This window comes from Streptomyces sp. NPDC051364 (assembly GCF_040682115.1).
Taxonomy (GTDB): domain Bacteria; phylum Actinomycetota; class Actinomycetes; order Streptomycetales; family Streptomycetaceae; genus Streptomyces.
In genome coordinates this window covers 458,065-473,942 of the sequence record NZ_JBFBAH010000001.1, presented here as the reverse complement: position 1 = coordinate 473,942, position 15,878 = coordinate 458,065, and the positions used below count along the sequence as shown (strand labels likewise).

Genomic DNA, 15,878 nt, shown 5'->3' with positions numbered 1-15,878 from the left:
GGATCGACGGACCAACCATCTGGGGACCTGCGGGACTGCGGACGTACGGGCCGACGGCTCAGAAGTCGGTGAGGAGTTCGTCGGGCCGGCCCGTGCCGGCCGGGGAGGAGGGGTCGAGGTCGGTGACTCCGTACGAGGCGTCCACCGCCCGGGCGCGTTCGGGGTCCAGCGGGACCGCCTCGTAGTACGAGCGGCCGTGCTGCCGGTACCTCAGCATCGGCACGACGCCCAGCACGAGCGTGCCGAGCCCGATGCCGAGGGCGAGGGCGTTCAGCTCGGTCAGCGACCGGACGAAGATCCACACCATGAACAGCCCGCCGCCCAGCGGCCACAGGCCGATGAGGAGCAGGTTCCCCACGGACGCGAACAGCTGCTTGCGGTGGACCACGACGGCGGAGAAGGCGGCGAGGCCGTAGTAGAAGCAGATCAGCAGGCCCACGCCGCTGACCGCGTCGGCGAGCAGCCGCGCTCCGGAGCCTGAGCCCGGGCCGGAGCCCAGGTTGGCCGCGACGGTGAAGGCGAGCGCGACGCCCGCGACGACCGCGGTGGCGGTCCACGGCGTCTGCCGACGGGAGTGGATGCGGCCGAACGCCGGGGGCAGGGTGCGGTCGCGGCCCATGGCGAAGAGGGTGCGGGTGGCCTGGATGAGCGAGGTCTCCAGCGTGGCGACGGTGGAGAGCAGCACCGCGAGGACGAGCAGCCGGCCGCCCCAGCCGGGCCAGACCGCGTCCCCGAGGACGGTCAGGAAGGACTCGGGGTTCTGCCGTACGACGTCGGCGCCGACGAGGATGTTGACGGAGATCGTGAAGACGACGAACAGCGCGAAGCACGTCACGACGCCGATCACCCCGCCGAACCCCGAGCTGCGGCGGCCGCCGCGAGTCTCCTCGCCGAGGTTGCTGGTCACGTCCCAGCCCCAGTAGGCGAAGACGGCGATCAACGCACCGGTCACGAAGTGGTGTTGGCCGTCGAAGTGGCCGAATCCGAACCAGGAGAGGGAGAAGTCCGCCACGTTGCCGTCCGTGGACAGGGCGGCGACGGCGAAGGCCAGGAGCAGTACGAGCTGCGTCCCGGTGACGGCGGTCTGGGCGTGGGCGCTGATCCGGGCGCCGTACATCACGACGCCGGCCACGAGCAGGAACCAGCCGGCTCCGACGGCCGTGGCCAGGACGGTGTGGCCGGCCGCCGGGACTCCGAAGAGGGACAGCGTCGCGGCGCCGGCCGGCAGGGCGGTGGAGGCCATGAACACGGTGGCGGAGACGACGAGCGCCCAGCCGCTGAGGAAGCCGAGGAAGGGATGCAGCGACCGGCCCGTCCAGGCGTACGAGGCCCCGGCGTTCGGGTCGAGGCGGCCCAGGTGGCGGAAGGCGAGGGCGATGCCGAGGACGGGGAGGGCGCAGTACAGGAGGACGGCCGGGCCGGCGACGCCGACGGCGGCTATCAGTGCGGGGAAGGTGCCCGCGATGGTGTAGGCCGGACCGCAGCCCGCCACGGCCATCACGACGGAGTCGAACGTGCCCAGCGCGTCGGCCCGCAGACTCCCTCCGGCACCAGAGTGCTTGCTCACGATCACGTCTTTCCTGGAGGCGTACCAAGGGAAAGGGAAAGGGGGAGGGAAAGAGGAAAGAGAGGGGGAGGGAAAGGGGAGGCGGGAGAGGGGGCGGGAAAAGGGGGGCGGGAAACGGGGCCGGGGCAAATTCGTGGGGATGCCCGGCGCGTCGGAAATTCGGGCGGCTTCGCGGTGGCGTTCCCGGCCCTTGCCGAGCCGACCCGGTTGCGGATCACACGACCGGGCGGCTGAACAGGAACCAGATCCTGCCCAAACCGCCCAGGAAACGCAAGGGTTCGAGCGAAGATACCGACGATCGACCCGGTTATTGATATTCGAATCAATGCAAGCTTTCCCGGTCCACCGAGGATTCGCTGGTGATCCTCGACAAGAGCGGAACCGGGCCGGGCGGTTCGGCGGGTGCGGGTCAGTCGCCCAGGACGGACCCCAGATCGATCCGGGCGAGGCGCTCCGGGTCCGTGAGGATGTCGAGCGCGACGATCTTTCCGTCCTTGACGGTGAACGCCATGAGCGACAGCGGCTCGCCTTCCGCCATGGCGAGCACCCCGGGAAAGCCGTTGACGAGGACCGGGTGGGCGGCCGCTGCGAACCGGGCGAACATGACGGCGTTCGAGGCAACGTCGGTCGCACCGCGCCGGACCGCGCTGGGGCGCAGCGTGCCGCCGTCGGAGCGGGCCACGACATCGGGGTCGAGGAGGTCGACGAGCGCGTCGAGGTTCCCGCCGCGCGAGGCGGTGAGGAAGGCCTCCACGACCTCCCGGGTGCGCACCAGGTCGGTGTCGGGGGCGGGCGCGGCCCCCTGGACCCGGCGGCGGGCGCGGCTGGCGAGCTGCCGGGTGGAGGCGGCGGTACGGCCGAGGACCGGGGCGATCTCGTCGAAGGGGACCGCGAACAGGTCGTGCAGGACGAAGGCGAGCCGCTCGGCGGGAGCCAGGGTCTCCAGGACCACCAGAAGCGCGATGCCCACGGAATCGGCGACGAGGACCTCCTGCTCCGGATCGGTGGCTGCGAGCCCCGTGACGACCGGGTCGGGCAGCCGGACGTACCCGTCCTGGTCCTGCAGCGGATCCTCGCGCCGTGTGGTGCGCGAGCGCAGCATGTCCAGGCACACGCGGCCGACGACGGTGGTCAGCCAGCCGCCCAGGTTCTCCACGGCGGTGACGTCCGAACGGCTCAGCTTCAGCCAGGCCTCCTGCACGGCGTCCTCGGACTCGCTGATCGAGCCCAGCATCCGGTAGGCCACGGCCCGCAGATGGGGGCGGTACTCCTCGAAGCGTCGGGCCAGGGCGTCCTGCTCGCTCACCTGTCACGTCCTCGCGTCGTTGATCGTCGGTGCACGCATGGACGGTAACCGGACGGTGCGTCATGTGCGCGTGGATTCCGGCCGGATACTCTCCCGGCGCCCATTGCGGTGACTGTCGCAGAGGGCTCGAGGTGAGCCGCGTACGGGCCGCACAATGGCGATCATGCGGATCGCGATATTGGGGCCCCTGGAGGTTCGGACCGGGGACGGGAACAGAGGCGGGCACAGGGACGGGTCCGGGGACGAATCCAGGGACGGGTCCGGGTCCGGGTCCGGGTCCGGGGACGTCGTCGGTGTCGGCGGGGCGCGGCTGCGTACGCTGCTCGTGCTGCTCGCGCTCGAACCGGGGCGGGTGGTCTCCTCCGAGCTGCTGATCGACGGGATCTGGGACCGGGACCCGCCGATGGGCGCGCCGAACGCGCTCCAGGCGTTGGTGTCGCGGCTGCGCCGGGCGCTGCCGGGGGTGAAGATCGGGTCGCATCCGGCCGGGTACCGGCTCCTCGTCGAGCCCGAGGCCGTCGACGCGGTCCGCTTCGAGCGGCTCGCCGCGGCCGGGCGGGCGGCGCTGGCGCGCGAGCCCGCCACCGCCGCCCGGACCCTGCGCGAGGCGCTGGAGCTGTGGCGCGGACCGGCCCTGCTCGATGTGGCGGGCTCCGACTTCTTCCGGGCGCCGGTGACCCGGCTGACGGAGCTGCGGGCGGCCGTGCTCGAGGACCGCATCGAGGCGGACCTGCGGCTGGGGCTCGGCCGGGAGCTGACCGGGGAGCTGGCCTCCCTGGTCGCCGAACACCCGCTGCGGGAACGGCTGGTGGGGGCGCTGATGCGGGCCCTCGTCGCCGCCGGACGGCCCGCCGAGGCGCTCGCCGCGTACGTTCGGGCCCGCGAGGCCCTCGCCGAAGAACTCGGCGCCGACCCGTCGCCGGAGCTGGCCGCGCTGCACACCGCGGTGCTGCGGGGCGAGGTGGGAGCCGAGCCCTTACAGCCCGTACAGCCCGTACAGCCCGTAGGTGCGGTGGCACCCGTGCAGAATCAGGCCGAACCGCAGCCCGCGTCGGCGGCGGCCGCCCCCGCCGATGCCCCGCCCGCGACCAACCTCCGTGCCCCGCTGGCCAGTTTCGTCGGCCGCGACGCCGACCTCGCCCGGGTCGCCGCGCTGATCGGGGAGCACCGGCTCACCACCCTCACCGGACCCGGCGGCGCCGGCAAGACCCGGCTGTCGGTCGAGGCGGCCCGTCCGCTGCTCGGCCGGTTCCCCGACGGCGTCTGGCAGGTGGAGCTCGCACCGCTGGGCGCGGAGGCCGACGTACCGCAGGCCGTACTGTCCGCACTCGGCCTCCGCGAGCAGGCTTCGGCGCCGGGCGAGCCCCTGGACCGGCTCGTCGCGGCGCTGCGCACCCGGACCGCCCTGCTGGTGCTCGACAACTGCGAGCACCTGATCGAGGCGGCCGCGACCCTGGCCGACCGGCTGCTCGGCGCTTGCCCCGGGGTGCGGATCCTCGCGACGAGCCGGGAGCCGCTCGGCCTCACCGGCGAGGCGCTGTGGCCGGTCGAGCCGCTGGCCCTCCCGCCGCAGGACGCGGGAGCCGCCGAGGCCCTGTCGTACGCGGCGGTGCGGCTGCTGGGCGACCGGGCGGCAGCGGCCCGGTCGGGCTTCACCGTCGGTGACGACACGGCAGCCGCGGTGACCCGGATCGTCCGCGCCCTGGACGGGATGCCCCTGGCCATCGAACTGGCCGCGGCGCGGCTGCGCACGATGAGCGCCGAGCAGCTGGCGGTGGGGCTCGACGACCGGTTCCGGCTGCTGACCGGCGGCGCCCGGACGGCCCCGCGCCAGCACCGGACGCTGCGGGCCGTCGTGGACTGGAGCTGGGAACTGCTGACCGGGCCGGAACAGGCCCTGCTGCGCCGGCTGGCCGCGTTCCCGGGCGGCGTGACGCTGGAGGCGGCGGAGCGCGTGTGCGCGGACACCCCGACGGGCGGGGCCGCCGGCGTCGAAGCGGCCGTCGGCGTACGGAACCTGGCCGAGGCGGTCGACGTGGTCGACGTGGTCGACGTACGGGACGTACTCGATCTCATGACCTCGCTGACCGAGAAATCGCTGCTGGTGACCGCCGGCGACGGCCGCTACCGGATGCTCCAGACCATCAGGGCGTACGGCCTGGAGCGGCTGGCCGAGGCCGGCGAGCAGGAGCCGGTCCGCCGGGCCCAGAGCGCGTACTTCACCGGGCTGGCCCGGACCGCGGATCCGCATCTGCGCCGGGCCGGCCAGCTGGAGTGGCTCGCGCGGCTGGCCGTCGAGCACGACAACCTCAAGGCGGCGCTGCGCGGCACGATCGCGGCGGGCGACGCACGGGCCGCCGTGGGCCTGGTCTCGACGGCCGGCTGGTACTGGTGGCTCAGCGGCCACAAGGCGGAGGGCGCCGAACTGGTGGCGGCCGCCCTGGCGCTGCCGGGCCCGGCAGCGGAGGAAGAGGACCTGGTCGTCGCGTACGCGCTCTCCGTCCTGTTCGCGACGGCCGGGGTCGGCGACGAGAGGAAGCTGGCGGCGCTGCTGGGCGAGGCGCTGCGGCTCGCGGAGCGGACGGACAGCCGGCATCCGGTGGTCCGGTTCCTCGGGCCGGTCGACCGGATGCTGCGCAGTGCCGCTGCGGGCAGGCCGGCGCCGGCGGACACGTGGGACGAGCTGCTGGCCGACGCGGACCCGTGGGTACGGGCGCAGGGCCGGCTGGAGGGCGCCCGGACCCTGCTCGGCGCCGGCGGCTCGCCCGCGCTGGCCGAGCAGGCCATCGAGGAGGCGCTGGCCGGGTTCCGGGCGCTCGGGGAGCGGTGGGGCGCCTCCTTCGCGCTGACCGTGCTGGCGGACCTGGTGGCCCGGCGCGGTGACTTCGCGGCGGCGCTCGGCCACTACGACCAGGCCGTCCGGGTGGTCGGCGAGATCGGGGTGCTGGAGGACCGGCTGCACGCCCTGATCCGGCAGGCGCAGCTGTCCTGGCTGGCCGGCGACCCGGCGGGCAGCGCCGCCGCCCTGGCGCGGGCGGAGCAGGACGCCGCCGCGGCGGGCTGGCCGGAGTCGATCGCCGTACTGGCGCACGGCAAGGCCGAACTGGCGTGCTGGACCGGGAAGTTCCCGGAGGCGCGGGCCGAACTGGCGCGGGCCGAGGCGGCGATCGCCGGGATCTCCGTCCATCCGGTGTTCCGCGCGATGGCCCTCGACACGCGAGGCCACCTGGACGCGGCGGAGGGCGAGCTGGACGAGGCCCGGGCGTGGCGCGCGCAGGCCCTGGACCTGGCGCTGGGCTCCGGGCACGCGCCGACGGTCGCCCAGGTGCTGGTCGGCGTCGCGGACCAGGCCGTACGCGAGGACCGGCCGGAGCAGGCGGCCCGGCTGCTGGCGGCGGCGCTGGCGGTACGGGGCGGGCCGGACCACGGGCGTCCGGACGCGGCGCGGGTGGAGAACGCGGCGCGCGCCGCGCTCGGTGAGGGGTTCACCGAGGCGGCGCGATGCGGTGCGGAGTCGGGTGCGACGTCGAGCGTGGAGGCCGTACGGGAGCTGGCGGCGCCCACCCTCAGCCGGCCTGGCGGTTGAACACCTTGGTGGCCCAGAAGTACCCGGCCACCGTGAGACCGAGGCACCAGGCGACGGCGACGGTCCCGTTGTCGCCGATCGGGGTGCCCATCAGCAGGCCCCTGACGGTCTCGATGATCGGGGTGAACGGCTGGTGCTCGGCGAAGACGCGGACCACGGTGGGCATCGAGTCGGTGGGGACGAACGCGCTGCCGATGAAGGGCAGGAAGGCCAGCGGCAGGACCATGTTGCTGGCGCCTTCCGGGGTCTTGCTGACGGTGCCGAGGGCGACGGCCAGCCAGGTCACGGCGAAGGTGAGCAGGGTGATCAGGCCGAGGGCCGTGAGCCATTCCGTGAGCCCGGCGGAGGGCCGGAAGCCCATCAGCAGGGCGATGCCGATGACGAGTGCGACGCTGACCAGGGTCTGGAGCACGCTGCTGATCACGCGGCCGACGAGGATCGACGGGCGGGAGATGGCCATGGTGCGGAAGCGGGCCACGATCCCCTCGGTGAGGTCGGTGCAGACGGACACCGCCGTGGACGTGGAGGCGGCGGTCACGGTCATCAGGAGGATGCCGGGGACCAGGTAGTTGATGTAGGCGGTGCCGGTTCCGATGCCGGCGGCGAGCGGCCGGCCGAGGACGTAGACGAAGAGCAGCAGGAAGATGACGGGCACGGCCATGGTGCCGAGGGAGAGCCCGGGGTAGCGCAGCGCGTGCTTGAGGTTGCGGCGCAGCATCGTGGCCGCGTCGCGCAGCGGGGCGGGGGTGGCGGCGGGGGCAGGCGCGGGGCCGGTGAAGGTGCTCATCGTACGGACTCCTTGGCGGTCTGAACGGGGGTGGCGGGGGCGACGGGGGCGGCGGGGGCGACGGGCGTGACGGGCGTGACGGGCCGCCCGGTCAGGGCGAGGAAGACGTCGTCGAGGTCGGGGGTGTGCACGGTCAGGCCGCTGACCTCGATGGACTCGGCATCGAGCCGGTCGAGCAGCGCCCGCAGCGACCGCACGCCGCCGTCGCTCGGGACCTGGAGGGTGAGCGCGTCCGCGTCGCGGGACGCCTCGCCGAAGGTGCGGGCGGCGCGCTCGTAAGCGCCGGCCTCGGCGAACTGGAGGTTGATGTTCCCGCCGGGGACCAGCCGTTTGAGCTCGTGCGCGGTTCCCTCGGCGACCAGCTTCCCGTGGTCGAGGACGGCGATGCGGTCGGCGAGCTGGTCGGCCTCTTCCAGGTACTGGGTGGTGAGGAAGATGGTGACGCCGTCGGCGACGAGATCGCGGATGATCTGCCACATCGCGCGGCGGCTGCGGGGGTCGAGGCCGGTGGTCGGCTCGTCGAGGAAGATGATCTGCGGGCTGCCCATCAGGGTCATCGCCAGGTCGAGGCGCCGCAGCATGCCGCCGGAGAACGTGAGCGCCACTTCCCGGGCCACGTCGACGAGGTCGAAGGCCTCCAGCAGTTCGGCGGCCCGCCGGCGGCCCTCGGCCTTGCCGAGGTGGCGCAGGTCGGCCATCAGGAGCAGGTTCTCCTCGGCGGTGAGCAGCTTGTCCACCGCCGAGAACTGCCCGGTGACACCGATGGCCGCCCGTACGGCGTCGGGGTGCGTGGCCAGGTCGTACCCGGCGATCCGCACGTGCCCGGCGTCGGCACCGATCAGGGTGGACAGGATCTGCACGGTGGTGGTCTTGCCGGCCCCGTTCGGGCCGAGCAGCGAGAAGATCGTCCCCGCCGGGACGTTCAGGTCGATTCCGTCGAGGACGGTCTTGTCCCCGTACGCCTTGCGCAGCCCGGTGGCCGTGATGGCCGGCCGGCCAGAGTTTGAGGTCATGTCGCTCGCCCGTTCCGTGGTCGCGTCTTCCTGACGCCGTCACCATGAACGCCCCCGCTGACACCCTCTTGAGCAACCGCTGACAGGCCGCTGACAGGCCGGACCGGGGCGGTGTTTCACGTGAAACACCGCCCGCACCGGATGGCGCACGGGGTACCGACCCTCCCCGGGGTCCGCATCGTGGACAACTACGCTCGGGATATGAACGCAGAAGCCGCCGACGCGCTCGCCGCCGTGAAAGACGCCGACCGGAAGCATGTTTTCCATTCCTGGTCGGCGCAGGAGCTCATCGACCCGCTCGCCGTGGCCGGGGCCGAGGGCTCGTACTTCTGGGACTACCAGGGCAACCGCTACCTCGACTTCTCGAGCGCCCTCGTCTACACCAACATCGGCTACCAGCACCCCAAGGTGACGGCGGCCATCCAGGAGCAGGCGGCCAAGCTCTGCACCGTCGCGCCCGGCTTCGCCGTCGACGTCCGCTCGGAAGCGGCCCGGCTGATCGCCGAGCGCACCCCGGGCGACCTCGACAAGATCTTCTTCACCAACGCGGGCGCCGAGGCCGTCGAGAACGCCGTACGGATGGCCCGGCTGCACACCGGCCGGCCCAAGGTGCTGTCCGCGTACCGCTCGTACCACGGGGCCACGTCCACCGCGATCAACCTGACCGGTGACGCCCGCCGCTTCGGCAACGACAGCGCGACCGCCGGTGTCGTGCACTTCTGGGGGCCCTTCGCCTACCGCTCGCCCTTCTACGCGGCCACCGAGGCCGAGGAGTGCGAGCGCGCCCTGCGCCACCTCGAGGACACCATCGTCTTCGAAGGCCCGCAGTCCATCGCCGCGATCATCCTGGAGACCGTCGGCGGCGCCCCGGGCGTGCTCGTGCACCCGGACGGCTACCTGGCGGGCGTGCGTGAGCTCTGCGACCGCTTCGGCATCGTCTTCATCCTCGACGAGATCATGGTCGGCTTCGGCCGGACCGGGCGGTGGTTCGCCTCCGAGCACTGGGGCGTCACCCCCGACCTGATCTGCTTCGCCAAGGGCGTGACCAGCGGATACGTCCCACTCGGCGGGGTCGCCATCTCGGCCGCCATCGCCGAGACCTTCGCCCGCCGGCCCTACCCGGGCGGGCTGACGTACTCCGGGCACGTGCTGGCCTGCGGAGCCGCCGTGGCGACGATCAACGTCATGGAGGAGGAGGGCATCGTCGAGCAGTCCGCCCGCACCGGCGCGGAGCTGCTGGGGCCGGGCCTGCGCGCCCTCGCCGAGAAGCACCCGTCGGTCGGGGAGGTCCGCGGTCTGGGCACGTTCTGGGCCCTGGAGCTCGTACGGGACCGGCAGACGCGCGAGCCGCTCGTCCCGTACAACGCCTCCGGGGCGGACAACGCGCCGATGGCCGAGTTCGCCGCCGCCTGCAAGAAGGGCGGGCTGTGGCCGCTGACCGCCGGCAACCGCATCCACATCGCCCCGCCCTGCAACATCGGCCCGCAGGACGTGGCCAAGGGCCTCGCGATCCTCGACGAGGCGCTGTCGGTCGCGGATACGCACACCGTCTGACCTGCTGCGCTGTGCGGTCGCCCAAGCCGTGGGTGCCGGTGTTCGGACGATCTGTACGGGTAACAACGCCGTTCGCGCATGTTGCAATCCGAAGCAGCACCTACGGACCGGGATGCACGTCAGTCCCGGGGCGGCCCCTCGGGGCCGAACGGCGGGGAGCGGGACGTCCTGCGGTCGGGGGCGGCGCTGGACGCCGGGCGTACGGGATCCAGACCACCGGACTCCGTGTTCCCGAGGCACCGAAGGAAGACACCATGAGCAAGCACGTCCTGGCGCAGAACCAGTACGGCAAGGCCGAGAACCGCATCGTCAAGGTCACCCGCAAGGGCGGCGACGGGTCTTGGCACGAGATCCGCGACCTCAACGTCTCGGTCGCGCTCCGCGGCGAGTTCCGCGACGTCCACCTGACCGGCGACAACGCCAACTGCCTGCCCACGGACACCACCAAGAACACGGTGTACGCCTTCGGCAAGGAGCACGGGATCGCCTCCCCCGAGGCCTTCGGCATCCTGCTCGCGAAGCACTTCGTCTCCTCCCAGTCGCCGATCCGCGAGGCGCAGATCCGGATCGAGGAGTACGTCTGGGAGCGGATCCCGGTCCCGACGCGCAAGGAGCAGCACTCCTTCGTCCGCAAGGGCCAGGAGGTGCGCACCGCGCAGATCACGTACAGCGAGACGACCGGCCTGCAGGTCATCTCGGGTCTGAAGGACCTGACGGTGATGAACTCGACCAACTCCGAGTTCCACGGCTACATCAAGGACAAGTACACGACGCTCAAGGAGGCGTACGACCGCATCCTGGCGACCAAGGTCACCGCGCGCTGGGCGCACTCGGCGCTGGCCGCGGACGACTCCGCGTACGACTGGGACCAGTCGTACAAGAAGGTCCGCAAGAACATGCTGGAAGCGTTCGCCGAGACCTACTCGTACTCGCTGCAGCAGACCCTCAACCAGATGGCCGAGCGGGTGCTCGACCACTGCCCGCGGGTCAACGAGGTACGCCTGAACCTCCCCAACAAGCACCACTTCCTCGTCGACCTGGAGCCCTTCGGCCTCAAGAACGACAACGAGGTCTACTTCGCGGCGGACCGGATGTACGGCCTGATCGAGGGCACCGTGCACCGCGACGGCGTGCAGCCGGTGATCGCGACGAGCGACTGGATCGTCGCCTGAGTCGCGTAAGTCGCGTAACGGCTCCCGCATACGTTCGGCCCGGACCGCGTCGCGGGGTCCGGGCCGTTCTGCTGCCTGCGGCCCGTTCTGCTCCGGCTACTTCCCGACCGGCTGTCCGAGCTGAAGGTTCCACCGCCCCAGCCGCCCGGTGAGGCTGGTCACCGTGTCCGGCCGTACGTCGAGGCGCCAGAAAGCGGCGGCCGGCAGCTCCAGCGCGGACACGACGGCCGCCCGGACGACGGCCTGGTCGACCACGGCGCGATGCGTGCCGGTGGGCAGGGCGGCGAGGGCGGCGCCGACGCGGGCGATCAGCGCGGTGACGGACTCCCCGCCGGGCGGCGCGTAGTCGGGGTCCGCCAGCCAGCTCCGGACGGCGGCCGGATCCTCGGCGGCGACCTCGTCCAGGGTCCGCCCGGCCCACTCCCCCGTGTCCGGGCCCTGCAGGCCCGCGTACTGCGGGCAGGGGTCGCCGTGGCCGAAGCGCACCTGTCGTGAGGCGTCCTCGAATGGACGTCTCACGAACTGAACTCGTACTACGTCGCTCTTCATAAGGGGAGCGTAAACGCGGTACGGTCTCGGACGACAACCTAAAAAAGACGACGGTATGACGGAAGTACCGGTGAAAATCCGGCACGGTCGCGCCACTGTGAATCCTCCCGGAGGGGGAGGAGAAGTCAGACCCGCCATGTCGTCGCTAGCACCACTGACCGGGACGCGTGTTCCCTCTGGAGGTTCTGCCATGGCTCACTCCGCCGTGCCCACGACGGCCCCTGCCGTCACCCCGATCTCGCTCTCCGCGCTCGCCCCCTGGGCCCTGTTCGTCGGCGTCCTGATGCTGGTCCTGCTCTACCTCGTCGGTGCCGAGCAGGGCGCCACCGCGCTCTTCGAGGGCGACACCGTCCACGAGTGGATGCACGACGGTCGCCACCTCCTCGGCTTCCCCTGCCACTGATCTCCGCCTCGGCAAGGGAAGAACCGAACCATGAACTCCATCTCCCCCCGCGTCCTGCTGGTGCGGGGCATGCTGGCCGGACTGCTCGCCGGCGTGGCGGCGTTCCTCGTCGCGTACGTCCTCGGTGAGGCCAAGGTCGACGCGGCGATCGCCATCGAGGAGGCGGGCCACGCCGCCCACGAGCACGGCGAGGAGGCGGCCCCGGTCAGCCGGGCCCTCCAGGCCACGGCAGGCCTTGGCACCGGCACGCTCCTGTACGGGATCGCGCTCGGCGGGATCGCCGCGCTCGTGTTCTGCTACGCCCTGGGCCGGATCGGCCGCTTCGGCCCTCGGGCCACGGCCCTGCTGGTCTCGGGCGGCCTGTTCGTCGCCTTCAACCTGGTGCCGTTCCTCAAGTACCCGTCCAACCCGCCGGCCGTCGGGGACCCCGACACCGTCGTCCGGAGGACCACCCTCTACATCCTGATGATCGCGTTGAGCGCGCTGCTGTCGGCGGGCGCGCTCATCCTGGGCCGGCGCCTGGCGCCCAAGCTCGGGAACTGGAACGCCTCGATCGTCGCCTCGGTCGGCTTCGTCGCGGTGGTCGCCATCGCCTACGCGGCCCTGCCCGGCATCAACGAGGTCCCGGCGGACTTCCCGGCCGCCCTGATCTGGCAGTTCCGCCTCGCGACCGTGGCCATCCAGGTCGCGATGTGGACGACTTTCGGCCTGGCCTTCGGTTTTCTTGCCGAACGGGCCCTTGCCCCGGCCGCCGCACCCCAGGAGGCTGTACAGCCCGCGAGCTGACGATGAGGGGGCCGGTAGTACATGCAGACGGCGATCTGGGAATGGCGCGGCTGGACGGGCGCCGTCCCGTTCTGGCTCAACACCGTTCTGCTGCTCCTGGCCCCTTTCACCGCCGCCACGCTGCTGGCCCAGGTCGGCATCATCACGGCCCTGGCCGCCCTCGGCGGCCTGGCCCGCCACCTCTGGTTCGGCGACTACGGCCACCCGGCCATCCACCTCGCCGCCGCCCTCATGGGGGCGGCGGCGATCGTTTTCGTCCTCGTCTGACCCTCCCCGGCCCCGGGTGCGCCGCCCCGGACTCACAGGGTCGGGTCCATGAGCTTCAGCGTGTACGCCCGCCGGGTGCGGGACCACACGCTGCCGCACGCCCGCCGGCGGAGCGCATTGCGCAGCGCCGTCGTCCTGTTCAAGCCCTTCGGGTTCCAGGCGACCTGGTCCTACCTCGGCACCGTCGGGGACCTGGACCGGGACGGGGACGCGCTGCTGCGGGCGCTGAAGAAGCTCGAGTCGAGCCGGGACGCGGGGATTGCCGAGCGGGCCGCGTTCGCCGAGCGGCGGCGCGAGGAGAAGCGGATCCTGCACCGGCAGCGTCCCTCGGCCGCCGACACGGAGTTCTTTCGGGGGCCCCGCTGGCCCGGGCCCGACGGGCATCGGGCGGCGGTCCACGAGGTCGCCCGGCTCTGGCGCGCTCACGCCGGGCCGGTTCCCGAACTGCCGCCGGGGGCCACCGGGGCGGCCGGCCTCGACATCGTGGTGTGCGGGCACGTCCTCTTGTACCTGATGGCCGGCGGCCGTCTGGACCGGTACCGGCTGGATGCGGTCGAGGAGTGTCTGCCGGAATTGCGCCGCTGGGCCTCGCTGCCATCCCCGCACGACGCGGCATGCACGCACTTCCGGCGTCTGCTGAGGTTGGCCGAGCTGATCCTCAACGACCCCGACGGCGCTGCGCGGCCGCAGTAGCCGGTCTGCCGTCCACCCGTGCGCGGTGCGTGGTGCACTCGTTCGGCCGTATCCGGCGCAATCCTCGGGACAGGGGCGGTGCACCCGTCACCAGCTGGGAAGACGTCCGGGGCGGAGTGTCGACACGCCTGTGACGTCGCGTCAGTCTTCGGCGTTGTAACCGGTACTGACGGGCAGCGAGGGGTTCCACTGCTCTCAGGAGACCCGGCCGCCGGAGCCGGGGGGATCGGACCAGGAGGGAATTCCATGCCCCGCGCCAAGTGGGTGGTCGGCGTGCTGACAGTGGCTCTGCTGGGCACCGGCATAGGGATGTTGCGCAGCACCGAGGGCGCGCGGCCCACCGCCGCCACCGCCGCCGACGCGCTGCCCTCGCGGGCCCTGGGCCTGTCCGGTCACCGCCGACTCGTCGAGCAGCTGGAGCACTCCGGACAGCACGCCGCAGCCAAGGGGCCCCGACCCGCGCGGGCCGCCGGCATCACACCGCTGCGGGCCGCACGACCGCTGCGGCTGCACATCCCGAGTCTGGGGGTCGACCTGCCGCTGGGCGGGGACGGGGACGAGGCCTCCTGGGACCACGACACCCCGGCCCCGGGCTCGGTCGGCACCGCCGTGGTCACGGCCGCCGACCTGCACCTCGCCGAGCTGCGACGCGGGCTGACCGTCGAGATCGCGCGCGCGGACGGCCGTACCGCCGTCTTCACCGTCGACCGTGTCTCGCCCGGCGGTTTCAGCGGTCGCGGCCAGCGGCCCGGGCGGGCCCAACTGCGGCTGGTCAGCGGTGAGACCACGGTCCTGGCGCGGCTGACCGGCCGCCACCGCACCGGCTGACCCCGCCGGCACCGCCCCCGACCGCCCCCGACCGCCCCGCGCACCGGCAGCCGCCTCGGCTTCCTGTCATCCGAGGGGGGTGTCTTCGTCCCCCGGTCGGGGGCTTCTGCGGTCCGGTCGGGGAGTCACCCGGCGTATCGGGGCAGACCCCTCGCATGAGCGGGACACGGCATGCACGCACGGCACTGGCCAGGGCCCTTTCGGCGGCCTGTGTCGTGCTGCTGTGCCTGTTCGCGTCCGGTCCCCCCGTCACGACGGCCGCAGCGGCGGCCGCCGCCCTCGAGCGCACCGGGTCCGGCGCGCCGAGCGAGCCGGGCGCCCCCGTCGAGGGGGAGTCCGATCCGGCCACGGATCCCGAAGTGCGGCCCGCCGTACGCCTGGTCGTGCGCGGACTGCCGGGTGTACGGCAGCTGCCGCGGCCGGTGTTTCACGTGAAACAGACCGGTCAGGCGATGCGCGCCGACTCGTTCGGGACGGCCGGGCCAGTGCCGTCCGCGGGGACGGTGCGGGGTGTGGTCCTGCGCTGCTGAGCGGGCCGAGCAGCAGCGCGTACCCCCACACACCCCCTGAACACGGTGAGGTTCCGGCATGCCCATCGACCCGTACGCCGCCCTGAACGCCATGCTCCGCGCCGAGGTCACCCGCTACACCCCGCCGGCCGCGAAGCCGCCGAGCCGTGGGACCGATGGCGAGGACACCCCCGCCCCCGCCGCCTCCGTGGCCGCGGTGGCCACCTCCGCCACCGGCTCCGAGTCCTCGCCCGAGGACTGACCCCCGGAATACGGGCAGGCGCCGGTTCCCGTACGGGGACCGGCGCCTGCCTCTGCCTCCGGCTCAGGCCTCGCGTTCGTAGAAGCGGTAGAACGCCACCAGTCCGACACCGACGCCGGTGATCAGGCCGATCCAGCTCGAGCGGAGGACCGAGTGGTCGGTGAGGCTGTTCAGGTAGCCCACGGCGATGCCGGCGAAGACGCCGTACGCCGCGGCGTGCACCTCCCGCTTCAGCCGGGGGCCGACGCGGGCGAGGGTGAACATGATGGCGGCGAAGACGGCGCCGCACAGGATTCCGTAGAAGACGTTGCCCGCATCGACCGGTCCCGTCTGGCGCTGCATGAAGGCCGCCCAGACGCCGTAGACCAGTCCGAGGAGCAGCGCCCGCGTCAGCTGGCCCTTGCTCGCTTCGTCCATGCCGGTCGCCTGCAAGTGCCGCCTCGGGGCGGTGGGTGCCGCATGTGCCATGACAGGGCTCCTCTCTCCCATCATCCAGGGCACACCCGCCGCCCCCGACCGGCAAGTGGATCAGCGGATCGGTGGATCAGCGGCCGTGTACCGCCACGGCGTGCCACGCGCCGCGGCGGCACCACCGG

16 protein-coding genes and 1 riboswitch are annotated in these 15,878 nt (G+C 72.7%); of the genes, 10 read left to right on the top strand and 6 right to left on the bottom strand.

Translation table 11 applies throughout. The features are described 5' to 3' along the window. Positions 1 to 58: 58 nt before the first annotated feature. On the bottom strand, positions 59 to 1,567 hold the full coding sequence (locus tag AB0M76_RS02285; protein WP_365951097.1) for an APC family permease: 1,509 nt from the start codon (positions 1,565 to 1,567) through the stop codon (positions 59 to 61). A gap of 409 nt (positions 1,568 to 1,976) precedes the next feature. Next, positions 1,977 to 2,873: a sigma-70 family RNA polymerase sigma factor gene (locus tag AB0M76_RS02280; protein ID WP_365951096.1), complete on the bottom strand. Its 897-nt coding sequence runs from the start codon at positions 2,871 to 2,873 to the stop codon at positions 1,977 to 1,979. A gap of 163 nt (positions 2,874 to 3,036) precedes the next feature. Here AB0M76_RS02280 and AB0M76_RS02275 point away from each other — a divergent pair, with 163 nt between their 5' ends. Further along, positions 3,037 to 6,459, top strand: a complete 3,423-nt coding sequence (locus tag AB0M76_RS02275; RefSeq protein WP_365951095.1) for a BTAD domain-containing putative transcriptional regulator — start codon at positions 3,037 to 3,039, stop codon at positions 6,457 to 6,459. On the opposite strand, the gene AB0M76_RS02270 is transcribed toward AB0M76_RS02275, so the two are convergent. Next, positions 6,440 to 7,246 carry an ABC transporter permease gene (locus AB0M76_RS02270; RefSeq protein WP_365951094.1) on the bottom strand — a complete coding sequence of 269 codons (807 nt, stop codon included), beginning with the start codon at positions 7,244 to 7,246 and terminating at the stop codon, positions 6,440 to 6,442. The genes AB0M76_RS02275 and AB0M76_RS02270 overlap by 20 nt on opposite strands. Next, positions 7,243 to 8,259, bottom strand: a complete 1,017-nt coding sequence (locus AB0M76_RS02265) for an ATP-binding cassette domain-containing protein (RefSeq protein WP_365951093.1) — start codon at positions 8,257 to 8,259, stop codon at positions 7,243 to 7,245. The genes AB0M76_RS02270 and AB0M76_RS02265 overlap by 4 nt, the downstream gene beginning before the upstream one ends. A 201-nt stretch (positions 8,260 to 8,460) precedes the next feature. Here AB0M76_RS02265 and AB0M76_RS02260 point away from each other — a divergent pair, with 201 nt between their 5' ends. Both AB0M76_RS02260 and pucL read left to right on the top strand, forming a co-directional pair. Continuing rightward, a complete protein-coding gene (locus tag AB0M76_RS02260) occupies positions 8,461 to 9,813 on the top strand; it encodes an aspartate aminotransferase family protein (protein ID WP_266995966.1) in 1,353 nt (450 codons plus the stop codon). Between the two features lie 254 nt (positions 9,814 to 10,067). Next, entirely contained in the window at positions 10,068 to 10,985 is a 918-nt protein-coding gene (gene pucL, locus AB0M76_RS02255; RefSeq protein ID WP_365951092.1) for a factor-independent urate hydroxylase, read from the top strand. 96 nt (positions 10,986 to 11,081) lie between these two features. Here pucL and AB0M76_RS02250 read toward each other — a convergent pair whose 3' ends face one another. Then, entirely contained in the window at positions 11,082 to 11,504 is a 423-nt protein-coding gene (locus tag AB0M76_RS02250) for a histidine phosphatase family protein (protein ID WP_365951091.1), read from the bottom strand. A gap of 34 nt (positions 11,505 to 11,538) precedes the next feature. Next, positions 11,539 to 11,688: riboswitch (cobalamin riboswitch) on the top strand. A 36-nt stretch (positions 11,689 to 11,724) separates the two neighbouring features. On the opposite strand from AB0M76_RS02250, the gene AB0M76_RS02245 reads away from it, so the two are divergent. The 7 genes from AB0M76_RS02245 (at position 11,725) to AB0M76_RS02215 (ending at position 15,282) form a co-directional block, all read left to right on the top strand. Beyond that, positions 11,725 to 11,937: a CbtB-domain containing protein gene (locus AB0M76_RS02245; protein ID WP_365951090.1), complete on the top strand. Its 213-nt coding sequence runs from the start codon at positions 11,725 to 11,727 to the stop codon at positions 11,935 to 11,937. Positions 11,938 to 11,967: 30 nt separating this feature from the next. After that, positions 11,968 to 12,723, top strand: coding sequence for a CbtA family protein (locus AB0M76_RS02240; protein WP_365951089.1), 756 nt, complete (start codon positions 11,968 to 11,970; stop codon positions 12,721 to 12,723). A 21-nt stretch (positions 12,724 to 12,744) separates the two neighbouring features. After that, a complete protein-coding gene (locus AB0M76_RS02235) occupies positions 12,745 to 12,990 on the top strand; it encodes a hypothetical protein (protein ID WP_365951088.1) in 246 nt (81 codons plus the stop codon). A gap of 48 nt (positions 12,991 to 13,038) precedes the next feature. Next, a complete protein-coding gene (locus AB0M76_RS02230; protein ID WP_365951087.1) occupies positions 13,039 to 13,683 on the top strand; it encodes a hypothetical protein in 645 nt (214 codons plus the stop codon). Between the two features lie 246 nt (positions 13,684 to 13,929). Beyond that, on the top strand, positions 13,930 to 14,511 hold the full coding sequence (locus AB0M76_RS02225; RefSeq protein ID WP_365951086.1) for a class F sortase: 582 nt from the start codon (positions 13,930 to 13,932) through the stop codon (positions 14,509 to 14,511). A 155-nt stretch (positions 14,512 to 14,666) separates the two neighbouring features. Beyond that, positions 14,667 to 15,041, top strand: coding sequence for a hypothetical protein (locus tag AB0M76_RS02220; RefSeq protein ID WP_365951085.1), 375 nt, complete (start codon positions 14,667 to 14,669; stop codon positions 15,039 to 15,041). A 58-nt stretch (positions 15,042 to 15,099) separates the two neighbouring features. Next, a complete protein-coding gene (locus tag AB0M76_RS02215; RefSeq protein WP_365951084.1) occupies positions 15,100 to 15,282 on the top strand; it encodes a hypothetical protein in 183 nt (60 codons plus the stop codon). A gap of 63 nt (positions 15,283 to 15,345) precedes the next feature. On the opposite strand, the gene AB0M76_RS02210 is transcribed toward AB0M76_RS02215, so the two are convergent. Continuing rightward, positions 15,346 to 15,750: a hypothetical protein gene (locus AB0M76_RS02210; RefSeq protein WP_365951083.1), complete on the bottom strand. Its 405-nt coding sequence runs from the start codon at positions 15,748 to 15,750 to the stop codon at positions 15,346 to 15,348. Positions 15,751 to 15,878: the final 128 nt, after the last annotated feature.